Source organism: Phyllobacterium sp. P5_D12, assembly GCF_054049495.1.
In genome coordinates, this window is record NZ_JBFUMG010000097.1 from 1 (window position 1) to 12,081 (window position 12,081).

Sequence of the window (12,081 nt, forward strand, 5' to 3'; positions counted from 1 at the left end):
AGCCGGGTAAGGTTACCGTCGATATGGGTGTTACGGAATTTCCAATAAAGACACTTAGGTCCATCTTCATACAGGCTGGCTGGGATTGGTAAGCCGGCCATAGTCGCGCAGGAGGCCAAAATGCCATTTACCTATGCTATTCTACATGAAGGCGATAAAGGCTTTGGTATATCGTTTCCAGATTTTCCGGGTTGCGTTTCTGGTGGACAAACTGAAGAGGATGCGATCCGCAGGGGAGAGGAAACGCTCAACTTTCATGTGGCTGGCATGGTCGAAGACGGAGACCAACTTCCCTTTGTTCGTACCCTCTCGGAACTTAGATCCGACCCATTATTTGCCGACAGTCTTGGTGACGGTTTTTTGACGATTGTGCCGTTTGATTTGCCCGGGAAATCTGTGCGCATCAATGTGTCGATGGATGAAAACTTGTTAGACGCCATCGATAGAGCCGCCCAGGCAAAAGGGCAGTCACGGTCGGCTTATCTGGCCGATGCGGCTCGCGCGCGCATTCGAAGTGCGGCCTGAGCCCATCTACTGCGAAATGATTGGCGATATAAACGGATTGTCCCAGGAACCGCCTATGAAAAAGCGCGTGTGATTGACCGTCGGCTCCGGCTTGGGTGCGTCCGGTGCAGCGCCTGCCGCTGGTGCCGGAGCGGCGAAATCACCTGTGAGCGCCAGGCTTTTACCGATCAGCGTCACGATGCCGGCAAAACTCAACGTACCGGACTTGGTCTGGATTTGCGCCGTCTCCAGTGCCGCCACCCCATCCATGATATTCGCCTTGGCCTCGAATTTGTCGAAGGCCAGCCAGGCATCCGTCTTCTCGTTGAGGCTGAAGAAACGGTCCGTCTTGGCTTTGCTCAGCAGGCCATTGAAATCCAGGCTGCGGATTTGCCCGCTGCCGAAGCGCATGGACAGTGTTCCCTTGGCATTGCCGAGCGCTGTTGACCAACGCGATATCGGACCCTTCAAGACAAGGGACATCGTCCCTTTGCCCAATTGGAAGCGATCGCCAAATCCAAGCAGGGAGGCAATCGAAGCACTGTTCACATCTGTGCCGTTGAGKCGCAATTCACCGGTCGTTGCGCCATCCCCTTCATCCGCAAGCTGGAAACTGGCGGCAACCGAACCATCGAACGCCGAGGCCTCGCCGATATCGAATATGGCTCGCCCATTGCGGATTTGTGCTGTTGCCGCGACCTTCGAGAGGTCGATCGTCCCGATCGTCGCTTTCTGTGTAGAGACGCGCAGGTCAAGATTGAGTTGCTTCAGAAAGCCACTGTCGATCACCGCGTCAGCGTTCGTGGAAGCATCCGGCAAGGGCATGAAACCCGAGAACACCGAATGAATGTCGAGCGTTTCGAAGGCAAGCGTGCCGGTAACGCTGGGCGTTCCCTGATTAAGCACGACTTCGATGACACCCTTGGCGGGATTGTCATTCAGTGTTGCCGTCAGACCGTCCAGCTTCATGCGGGTAGTGGAACCGGAGACGGATGCATCCAGTGCGAAGCTGCCGATCGGCGCGCCGGGAATTGTTGCCATTCTCGACCATTCAAGTGTACGTCGAAGGGATGGCGAGGTCAGTGAAAGCGTGCCTTCGTAGAACTGGCCCTTTGATACATTGGCTGACCCATTGAATGACAGCGTCAAGGGTGTCGAGCTGAGGTTGACCTGAAGAGGACTGGTGCCGCCAGCCAGAAGCAACAATGCGCGCGTGGCCGAACTGTCGATCTCCGTTTCTTCGCCGTGCCAGATGGCCTTGCCCTGAAAACTGGCGACACCCGAAGTCTGCGGCCAGTCAAAAACGCCACTAATGCTCGAGATTTGTTCTTCGGCGCCGTTGATTGGCCGCTTGAAGGTGACCGTCGCGTCTTCGAGCCGCACACGCCCGAACGGTTGCGACGATACGGTGCTCATATCCGGCTTGGCGGGATTGGCTTCAACCGCAACGCGCGCTTCCCGGACGACATCGCCGATCCGGCCATCACTCTTGGCAAGGGCTTCGCCAATCTCCGACAGGCTTTTGATCGGTTCGTCGATGACGAATTTTGGCCGCACGATTTTGGTTTCGGTGAATTCGATATTGCCCATCAGCGCGGAAAGTAACGACAGATCGACGTCGATGCGCTCCGCCTGCATGAACGGTGCGGCGCCTTCGCTCTGCCAGGGATTGCGGATGGTCACATCACCGAGTGAAGCGGCGAATACGGGAAAAAACGATATCTGCGGCGATTGGCGCGACTCGACGCTATAGCCGGTCCAGTTGCTGATTTCCTGAATGAGCCTCGCGCGGATCAGATCCGTGCTGACGAGGTAGGGCAGGGCAGCCAGAACGCCCACGGCGACGAGAGCCAACATCACGATCGTGGCGAGAAGGTTCCTTGGCCTGTACCAGGACATGAGCGTTTCCGATTTCAGTCCTTCCAGCTGCCAGCTGTAAGGATTTTTGCACTGCCATCCACGGTTTAGCGATCATGCAGGGCAATTCAAGCCGGTATAGACCTTTTACGATCGATTTGTTGGAAATGACCCGTTTGTGAATTGGCCGTCTATTCAGCAAGAACACGCGTGGACGGAAATGTTATCTCGACCATTGTCCCGCGACCCGGATTGGAGTCGATCGTGAAATTGGCGCGGTTGGCTTCGGCCATCGCCTTGGTCAACGGCAGGCCAAGGCCGGTACCATCGCTGCGAGAATGCTTCGGCGTGGTGATCTGCTTGTAGGGTCGCAGAGCTTGCTCGACCTCTTGCCGCGTCATGCCGATGCCCGTGTCCCGCACGCGCAAAAGCACATCGCCGCTCGCCTCATAGCTCGTGGAGACGATGACCTGCCCGCCGGGCCCCGTAAATCGGATCGCATTTGACAAGAGGTTCAACGCGATCTGGGTGATCGAACGATGGTCTGCGACAATGTCGGGCAGCCGCGATGTCAGGCTGGAGCGGATGATGACCCGCTCGCGGTTCGCCTGCGGCTGCATGATGGCGACGGCTTCAGTCAGCGCTTCGTTGAGCGAAACCGCCTCGAAATCCATCTCGACGGCTCCGGCCTCGATCTTCGAAATATCGAGAAGATCGTTGACCAGCGACAGGACATGATTGCCGGAACGGCTGATATCGTTCAGATAGTCGCGGTAGCGTTCGCTGCCGATAGGGCCGAACTTCTCGTCCGCCATCAATTCGGAAAAGCCGATGATGGCATTGAGCGGTGTGCGGATTTCATGGCTGATGCGTGCCAGAAATTCACTCTTCTGGGCCGACGTGCGTTCGGCCTCCCGCCGGGCGCTGACCAGCTCTTCTTCTGCGCGCTTCCAGTGGGTGATGTCGCGCAGGACAACACAGTATCCTTTGGAGGCGTCCAGCTTGCCGATGGTCATGAACAGCGGGATGAAGCGGCCTTGGGCTTCACGGCCGATCACCTCGCGCCCGTCATTGAGCAGACTGGCGACGCCATTTTCCGAAAGACTGTTCAGATAATCCATCGCCGCGCGCTGGCTTTCGATGGCGAAGAGCATGGAGAAGGCTTTGCCGGTCAATTCCTCCGGCTCGTAGCCGAAGAGCGCAGCGGCGGAATGGTTGACGGAGCGGATCGAACCAGCTGAATCGAGCAGGATCACGCCGTCCGTCGCCGTGTCGAGAATGGCGCTGAGCTCATCGATGCGCRTCTGCAAGAGCTGGCGTTCGCTCACCTCGAAGTGGTCGGCAGCCGGGGCTTGCGACGACAATGCGAGCAGCAGCGCGCGCTCGCCATTCTCGGTTGCTTCGTCCCAGCGGACCGCCTGCAAATGTGCCTGCACCCGCGTCACCGAACCATCGCTGCGGCGAAGGTTCATGCCGGCTTCGTCGTCATCGCTGCTATCACCAGTTTCATCGGCGAAGAGGATGCTCAAGCCGCCCGCATCGTTTATCGCTTCGGCAGACGCATACAATATGCTCTCCAGCAGCGCGGGATTTGCATAAAGTATCTGGCCCTGGCGGTGAATCAGGACCGGCAAGGGCAGGGCTGCGAGAATGGACGTGTCGACGCCCTGTCGCGCTTGTTCGCGAATGTTTACCGCAAAATCCTCAGGRCGGGCGGGTCCGTTCTTGCTATCGCCATCAGCAACGGCATAGCCCGGACCGACCACTTCCGCATCCGGAACCTTGGGCTTCATCGTTGAAGCCGGCGGTGCAGCAGGCGCAGGTTCTGCGTCGCTACCGGTCTTCGGGCCGTCGCCCAGCACTTCGCGGCGCAGCCTTTCGGCAATTTCGCGAAATGCATTGCGTTCGGCATCGTTGAGCCGTCCGTCGTCGCGTGAAGGCCGTTGCGTCTTGAGCGGAATGATGTTGTCTGCCGTATCCGGTGTGATCTGTAGCGCTGGCTTTTCCCCGTTGAACGCGTCTACGACGGCATTCCGCCCCTCCGCCCGCGTGTCGCCGGGATTTTCGTTCAATGTCTTGCCGGCGGCTTTCGGATCGGCTGTGACATCGCCCATGCGGGCTACGCCAAACCCCCGGAAACCCAGGAATGCCCGGTCACGCGAATAGATCGGCAGTGCCGCAAGCTCGATCGGCACGCGCAGGTCCGTGCCTTGGATTGGCCATAGCACCGTCCGTCCCGACCATGTGTCGCGGCGCTCGAGAAGCGCGGCGATTTCCTCATTGTCGTCGAACCCATGGCTCGCAGCCACGGCCCGGAAAGATCTGCCGATGATCGACGCCGATTGCGGTCCGACAGCGGCCGAGAATTCTGGTGATATCTCGCTGAAATTCGCCTGCGCGTCGACCTTCCAGACAAAGCGCACCGGCGCCTCGGATGGTACGTACTGGAAAACGCCCGAAGGTGTTTCCGTGTCTTCGAATGATGGCTCGAGCGCAAAGGATGTCTGAGGCGCTGCCGCTGCATGATCTACCTGCGCATCGGCAATGGGCGCCTCGGGCACAACGGCAAGTTCTGGCTGCGCTGCAATCTCGCTTGTCTGCCCGTCCACAATCTCCGGCTCGATCGCAAACAACAGATGCATTGCGGGGCTGTCGGTCAGTCTTGCAATGCCGGCGGGCACAGCGCCGCTCACTGTTTGTACCGGGCGCTTTACCAGGCGATCCCGCTCGAGCCGCACCTCCCGTACGAGATCGCCGAGGATCTTGTCATTGAATTCGAGCCTGGCAAACTGTTGCGATGCGGCGATCACGCCGCCATTGGCGTCGATCATCGCCGCATGCGTTGTCCGGTCGCCAAGGCCCTTGATTGCCAATGCTGCGATCTGCTTCCCGGAACTTGCCCGATCAGCATTGGCGATGGAGAGAAGAATGGCCTGTTCGCCGCGCGGCAGTGTGAGATCGCTCGCCTGGAATGTCAGGATGCGGCTGGAAAGCCCGAAGGCAACGCGCAACGAAACGGTGCGTCCATGACCGATGGCCGGAAAACCATCCAGCGCCATGAGCTGCCGCCGTGCCTGTATGCCGAGCACCGCTCCGCCACCGAGTATCTCGTCGATCGACGCATAGCCAAGCATCGACGCACCCTGGCCGTTGGCCCACATGACGTTCTGCAGATCCTGCGATATCACGACGAGCGCATCGCCATTGGCAAAGTGCTCGCGAATCTCGTCGAGGACGGCGATGTCGATGAATGGATAAGTTCCAGACGCCATATGTTGATCAGCATGCTCCGATGGAACTGTCGCATCCTCGCGATGTTCTTAAGACTTTGTTAATAATGATCCAGCCGTCACTCGTCCACTCGCAGCCCTCTATCTTACATGTCTTTCTCTTGGTTTAGTTAACTTCCGTCGCGGCAATACAACCGTCCACATAATAATTTCGATTTAGAAACAGGCGTACGATTGTGCACTGCAAAATAAATGTTGCAACGCACCATATTCTGGATTATATAGGGGTCATGAAATCAGCTGCAGGGGCGAATGACCATCTGCACCAAGGAAGGAACCTGTTATGAGCAAGACCACCAAACAGACTGCCGATGCGTTCTCGATCCCTACTTTCGATGCAACCGCTGTAACCGACCAGGTTCGCGAATTCACCGAAAAGGGCGTTGCTCAGTCCAAGGAAGCTTATGCCAAGATCAAGGATCAGGCCGAAGCTGCTCAGAAGACGCTTGAAACCACTTTTGAAACTGCTCAGTCGAATGGCGCCGCTCTTTCGCTCAAGGCATTGGCTGCATTCCGCGCCAACACCGAAGCCGGCTTCGCTCACATTGAAGCGCTGATCGGCGTGAAGTCCTTTGGCGAAGTGATCGAACTGCAGAGCGCATTCGTTCGCAAGCAGGCTGAAGCCATCTCCGGTCAGGCCAAGGAATTCCAGGCTGTTGCTTCGAAGGCCGTTGAAGAAATCTCCGCACCGGTCAAGTCGGCTGTCGAGAAGGCAATCAAGGACGTCAAGGTCGCTTAATCAGCGACTTGATGGAAGAAATACCCCGACGGCACTCCTCCTCCCGGCCGTAGGGGAAGCAAGACTTCATGGCTCCTCCCGCCTGGTCTTGCGCTGATGGAAAAAGGCCGGATCCTCCCCCGGCCTTTTTCTTTTTTCGGTTTGCTGCTGTCTTTGTTACATCGAACACTTGCAAAAAGCGTCAATCCTTCGTATGTGACGCCTGTCAAAAATATGACGGTATGCGGTCGTAGCTCAGTTGGTTAGAGCGCAGGATTGTGGCTCCTGAGGTCGGTGGTTCGAGCCCACCCGTCCGTACCATCATCTCTCCACGAAACTCTTCAAATCCAAGACGGGCCTTAAACCCCTGTTCGTTTCGCGATGAAACGCGCAATCGCAGGGCCTGTCAAAAGTACGACGATGAAACGCGATGTTTGCATCGCCATGACGAATGCCACGTCGACATCGCTGGACGCCGCAATGATCGCAACGGAATCGGCACCGCCCGGACTGGTCGCCAGATAAGCCGTCAGCGGGTCCACGTCGGCCACCCATACGAGGATGGCGGCAATTCCTCCGCAGATAGCAATCAAGGTCAGGATAGAGGCGACGACGCGGGGCAGAGCACGCGCTGCATGAACAAGAATGGGCCGTGTGAAGCGCGAGCCAATATTCCAGCCAACGAACGCGTAACTCGCGGCAAGCAGCCACGGCGGCAATACGATCTCCATCATACCCGTATTTTGCAGGATGACACCCACGACAAGCGGCACCAGGAGTGGGCCCGCGGGGATGCGCAGCCGCATGCCGATCAAACTTCCAAGTGTTATGAGTATCAAAGTTTGTGCAAGACCAAGCCAGGGAATGGACGGGAACCAGTTGATTYCTGGGACCGGGGCCGTTGGACCTGTGACCCATATGCTGGATACGACCGAGGCGACGACTGCCACAAAGACCACGCGTAGGTATTGCATGAATGCCACCAGGCGGATGTCCGCACCAAAGGCCTCGGCCATCAGCGTCATCGCCGACGCTGCGCCGGGAGATGAGCCCCAGATGGCAGTCGTACCGGGCAAGACTTGCCAGCGTGTCAGCAACCAGCCGAGCGCGTTGCTTGCCAGAAGAACAGACGCAATGACCACCAGGAAGAGGGGCCAGTCGTGCAGCATCTCGGCAAGCGCTGCGGGCCGAATACTGAGCGCGATCAGGCAGCCGATCACGCTTTGAGCGATAATGAAGGGGCGCATCGGCAGGCGGATCGAACCGCCCGCTGCAGCCACGACAATGGCGGCGGCCATCGGCCCAAGCAGAAGCGCTGCCGGCAGATGAGTCGCGTGCAGAAGCAAGAAGAACAGGATCGACAATCCGAGCAAAATCGCCCATTGCAACCCAATGCCGCGACTGCTCAATCCGCCGCCAAGGATGCGGCCGATCCATTCAGGAACATTCATTGGGAACCGTTGGAGAGCCAGGAGAGGCCCTGCGTATTGAGACGACTTTGCCGACGCGGCATACATGAGCGGAGCTTTTCGCCTTTGTGGAGCCTTTTGGAAAAGCGTCACTAACTATCATCGCCCCAATGTCTCACCAGCCTCAACAAAGTTGGCCGCAGGATAATCTTCTGTCGCGCGCCGTCCACCCCTGTTTAGCGCATTTGAAACTTGGAAAAATCCGCAGAACTGCTATGTTCGAGCTTGGAGCGGGGACGAACTTTCGTCCGCCCCCATTCCTCATTTCATAAGATGAACCCGGATAGACATTGTCCAGCCTGACCGGGTTCTTTTTATGATGAGGGTAACGCTACATGGTCTGAACCACATCGCTTTACCTCCAAGTTGGAAGCAAGGCCGTTGCCTCGGTCGAAGTGGCCAATCTCCTTCGATGCACCGGCTGGCTCGGGGCAGACTGCTCCTGCCTCCAAACAGAATGCTTTCACTTCATCGCTTGGTTGAGGCATCGGCGCTACGAACGCCCGGTTGAAACGTTTCGCTATAGTCGGTTGCGCGGTTGCATGAGCGGCTGGCTCTGTGCCTTTTTTACTGTTTGCGGCCCTTGATGTTTCATGCGAATGAAACGCCATGCGCATATTGCTCGTAGAAGACACGCACGATGTGGGAGAGGCAATCGCCAGGCGTTTCGAGGCGACAGGGCATGCCGTAGACTGGGAAACCAATGGGCGGGATGCAGCCGAAATCATCGATTTCACCGAATATGCGCTGATCATTCTCGATGTCATGTTGCCAGGCATGGATGGCTTTGAGATCCTCAAACGCATCCGTAAATCCGGCAATGCGGTTCCCGTCCTTATCCTGACCGCGCGTTCTGAAATTGACGACCGGGTTGGAGCGCTTGATCTTGGGGCGGACGACTATCTGGTAAAGCCGTTTGACTTCCGTGAATTGGAGGCGAGGGCACGCGTCCTGATGCGCCGCCACACCGGTGGCGAGGCGACCAACCTGATCAAATGCGGTGATATTGCCGTCGATCGCGGAACACGATCCGTGCACGTCGGCAAGCGCGAAGTGCAGTTGAAGCGGCGTGAGCTGACCTTGCTCGAAGTACTCGTAGCACGGCCGGGACGCGTCTTCAGCAAGGATGAGCTGCTCGATCAGATTTTCGGTTTCGATGAAGCGGCGAACGCCAATGCGATCGAACTTTACATAGGCCGTTTGCGCAAGAAGCTCGAGGGTGCCAAAGCGCATATCGTCACCGTGCGCGGGCTCGGTTATCAGCTGGTACCTGGCGATGCGCCCTGAAGCCCTGCAACACGGCCCGTCTCTATTCGGGCGCCTTGCCCGGCGCATTTCGTTTGTCCTTTTCATTGGCGCCGCACTGCTCGTTAGTGCCGCCTGGTATTATGCCGAGACTGCCGCGAACAAGGCGTATGATCGCCTGCTCGTTGGCGCAGCGTTGCAGATGGCGGAAAGTCTTTCGGTCGAGGATGGAATACTGACTGCGCGTCTGCCGACCTCTGCGTTCGAACTGCTCGGCCTGGCGGATCGCGACCGGATTTTCTACCGCGTCATCGATACGCATGGCCTGACCCTGACCGGATATGACGATCTCAAGACACCAACACCACTGGAGCGCGTGCAAGATCCTCTGAGTGTGGAAGAGGGCGTCTACAAGGGTGAGCCTGTGCGCATCGCCCATGCGACGCGGATCCTCGCCGATCCCGCAGTCTCTGGCCGTGCCTATGTCATCGTAGCCCAGACAAATGAGGCGCGATTGGCTTTGACTCGCGAGCTTACTTTGCGCGCGACGATCCTCGTGTTCATCATGAGTCTGTTGGCTTTCGCTGGTGCCATGCTGGCGATCCGCTACGCGCTGCAGCCGGTGGAACAGTTGGGGACGGAGGTTCGTGGCCGCGATCCGCATGATCTGACGCCGGTTACAGTCGACGTGCCGCGTGAACTTGATCCCTTTGTCAGCTCGATCAACCATTTCATGGGAAGGCTTAATGAACGCGTCGATCTGTTGCAGCGTTTCATTGCCGATGCCGCACATCAGATACGCACGCCATTGACTGCGCTGACGGCACAGATCGATCTTCTGGGGACCGGCAAACTCGACAAGGCGGGCCGCCAGCATTTTAATCGGGTCAAGGAAAGAACAAGCGAACTCTCCCGGCTAACCAATCAGTTGCTCAGCCACGCGATGGTGATTCATCGTGCCGATTCCGTTCAGCTGGAGCCGATCAGCCTTGTCGATGTGGCAAGGCGTGCCTATCGGGTCGCTATTCCAGTCACGGTCGATCCCGATATTGTCATTTCTTTCGAAGCGCCGGATGACCGGCCTTTCGTTCTCGGCGACGCAGTCAGCCTGCGCGAAGCTATTGTCAACGTCATCGACAACGCTTTGCGGCATGGCACGGATCAGCGGCTGGAGGTCCGGGTACGCGCCAGCGGCACGCAAGCCTTTGTCGAGGTTGAGGATGATGGTCCCGGCATCCCGCCTGAAAGCTGGGAGAAGGCGACGCAGCGCTTTGCCACGTCGAAATCGCATGAAGGCAGCTCAGGTCTTGGATTCGCCATTGCCCAGGAAGTGGCAAATGCCCATGGCGGCACGTTGGGCTTTCGCGCCCGTGATGAAAAAGGCTTTACCGTGGTTCTGACCCTGCCGCTGTACAAAGGAATGGCGAAATGATCCGGATCAGTTTCGCACTCTTGATGATTGGTTTCACCGCCGTACAAGCTTTGGCTGCCGAGAACAACAAAACGCTGTTTCCGGCCGTCCAGCCGGGCGCAGGCACGCTGACGATCTACTCGACGACAGATCTGGTCGCGATAAAACCGCTGATCGAGGATTTTCAGAAATCGTCGCCGGATGTGTCGATTGACTATAATGAATATCTGACCAACGAACTGAATGCCCTGGCCAGCGAGGCCTGCCGCAAGGGCGAACCGCTTGGCGATCTGCTCTTGTCGTCATCGGTCGACCAACTGCTCAAGCTCGCCAATGACGGCTGCGCCGCGGCGCATACGTCGCCCGAAACCCTTCGCGTTGCAGACTGGGCCAATTGGCGCGACGAGGTCTTCGGCTTCACTTATGAGCCGGCGGTTTTCGTTTATAACAGGAGCAAGGTTCCGCCCGCCGAAGTCCCGCGCACCCATGTCGAACTCGCAGACCTCTTGCGTGAGCGGCTCGACTATTATCGCGGCCGTGTCGGCACCTATGATATTCGCCTGTCCGGGATCGGTTATCTTCTCGCCTTCAATGATGCGCGGCAAACCACGACCGTCTTCGGCCGCCTGCTGGAGAGCATGGCGCGTGCCTCCGCCGTGGCCCGTTGCTGCACAGGCGAAATCCTCGAGGAGGTTGCCAAGGGCAATCTCTACATCGGTTACAATATGCTCGGTTCCTATGCCTACGACGCCGCCCAGCGTCACCCGGAATTGGGCGTGGTGGTGCCGCGCGATTATACGCTCGTCCTGAGCCGCGGTGCGCTTATCCCGAAAGGTGCACAGCGAGCAGATCTCGGTGCAAGGTTCCTCGATTATCTGCTATCAGAGCGCGGCCAGTCGGTGGCGCGAACCAATGCTTTCTATTTCACGGAAAGTGGTGAACTGCCGCCCGGTGTCGATGGTCCGCAAAATTTGAAAGAGTCCGGCGTTGCTCAGCCGATCCGCATCGGCCCAGCTCTGCTCGCGGTGCAGGACAGAGCGCAACGCCAGCGTTTCATCGAAGACTGGTCACAATCTCTGATTGAATTGAACAGTCCAGCATGGACGCGAGAATAGCAAACCCGATTTTGAACGGCGGATCGCAACACCGGGACAATTTCTCTGCAAGAATATTCAATTCACACACAAGAAGTCCCGATTCTCACACATGAATCATCGAATCTGGAACGATTTTTTCAACTCTGGCGAGAAAAATGGTTGTKGCGACGCGAATAGTCAGAAGAGCGAGCCTTGCGAACCAGCCGGAACAGGGGGCTTTTTGGCTGGGGCGGGACGCTCTGTTTTCGGCTGCGATCGGCGTTCTTCACCATCTTTTGCGACAGCTTGTACGTCACCGTCCTGAAACTTGAGAGTAAGGTCGTCGCCGCTTGTAACAGCGCCCGCTCGCTTGATCGGCGTCCCTGAAGGGTCGAGGACAACGGCGAAGCCACGTTCCAGAACCCCTTGATATGACAGGGTTTTCAGCAGACGCTCAAGTTCCCCACTGCGCCGTTTCGCGCCGTCGATCAGCAGATTGACGGCTTGGACC

Annotated in this window: 9 protein-coding genes and 1 tRNA gene; 6 read left to right on the forward strand and 4 right to left on the reverse strand. The window is 57.7% G+C overall.

The annotated features are described in order from the left end of the window. Window positions 1-120 precede the first annotated feature (120 nt). On the forward strand, window positions 121-525 hold the full coding sequence (locus tag ACXJ5O_RS09185; protein ID WP_112526057.1) for a type II toxin-antitoxin system HicB family antitoxin: 405 nt from the start codon (window positions 121-123) through the stop codon (window positions 523-525). A gap of 6 nt (window positions 526-531) precedes the next feature. Here ACXJ5O_RS09185 and ACXJ5O_RS09190 read toward each other — a convergent pair whose 3' ends face one another. Then, entirely contained in the window at window positions 532-2,403 is a 1,872-nt protein-coding gene (locus tag ACXJ5O_RS09190; protein ID WP_457299624.1) for an AsmA family protein, read from the reverse strand. Window positions 2,404-2,552: 149 nt separating this feature from the next. Further along, window positions 2,553-5,633: a PAS domain S-box protein gene (locus ACXJ5O_RS09195; RefSeq protein ID WP_457299625.1), complete on the reverse strand. Its 3,081-nt coding sequence runs from the start codon at window positions 5,631-5,633 to the stop codon at window positions 2,553-2,555. 301 nt (window positions 5,634-5,934) lie between these two features. On the opposite strand from ACXJ5O_RS09195, the gene ACXJ5O_RS09200 reads away from it, so the two are divergent. Then, window positions 5,935-6,390 (forward strand): phasin, encoded by a 456-nt coding sequence (locus tag ACXJ5O_RS09200; protein WP_112526051.1) that lies wholly within the window; start codon window positions 5,935-5,937, stop codon window positions 6,388-6,390. A 223-nt stretch (window positions 6,391-6,613) separates the two neighbouring features. Then, window positions 6,614-6,690 (forward strand) — tRNA-His (locus tag ACXJ5O_RS09205). Between the two features lie 38 nt (window positions 6,691-6,728). Here the strand turns inward: ACXJ5O_RS09205 and ACXJ5O_RS09210 are convergent. Next, the gene (locus ACXJ5O_RS09210; RefSeq protein WP_457299626.1) at window positions 6,729-7,820 is read right to left on the reverse strand and encodes an AbrB family transcriptional regulator; all 1,092 of its coding nucleotides are present in this window, start codon (window positions 7,818-7,820) and stop codon (window positions 6,729-6,731) included. Window positions 7,821-8,447: 627 nt separating this feature from the next. On the opposite strand from ACXJ5O_RS09210, the gene ACXJ5O_RS09215 reads away from it, so the two are divergent. From ACXJ5O_RS09215 to ACXJ5O_RS09225, 3 genes are read left to right on the forward strand one after another with little or no spacing between them, the layout of a single operon-like run. Then, entirely contained in the window at window positions 8,448-9,125 is a 678-nt protein-coding gene (locus tag ACXJ5O_RS09215; RefSeq protein ID WP_112526047.1) for a response regulator transcription factor, read from the forward strand. Further along, window positions 9,115-10,515 (forward strand): sensor histidine kinase, encoded by a 1,401-nt coding sequence (locus ACXJ5O_RS09220; RefSeq protein ID WP_457299627.1) that lies wholly within the window; start codon window positions 9,115-9,117, stop codon window positions 10,513-10,515. The genes ACXJ5O_RS09215 and ACXJ5O_RS09220 overlap by 11 nt, the downstream gene beginning before the upstream one ends. Further along, the gene (locus tag ACXJ5O_RS09225) at window positions 10,512-11,609 is read left to right on the forward strand and encodes an ABC transporter substrate-binding protein (protein WP_457299628.1); all 1,098 of its coding nucleotides are present in this window, start codon (window positions 10,512-10,514) and stop codon (window positions 11,607-11,609) included. Before ACXJ5O_RS09220 ends, ACXJ5O_RS09225 begins: the two co-directional genes overlap by 4 nt. Window positions 11,610-11,768: 159 nt before the next feature. Here the strand turns inward: ACXJ5O_RS09225 and ACXJ5O_RS09230 are convergent. Continuing rightward, the coding region (locus ACXJ5O_RS09230; RefSeq protein WP_457299629.1) for an exodeoxyribonuclease VII large subunit at window positions 11,769-12,081 on the reverse strand (313 nt) is incomplete at its 5' end.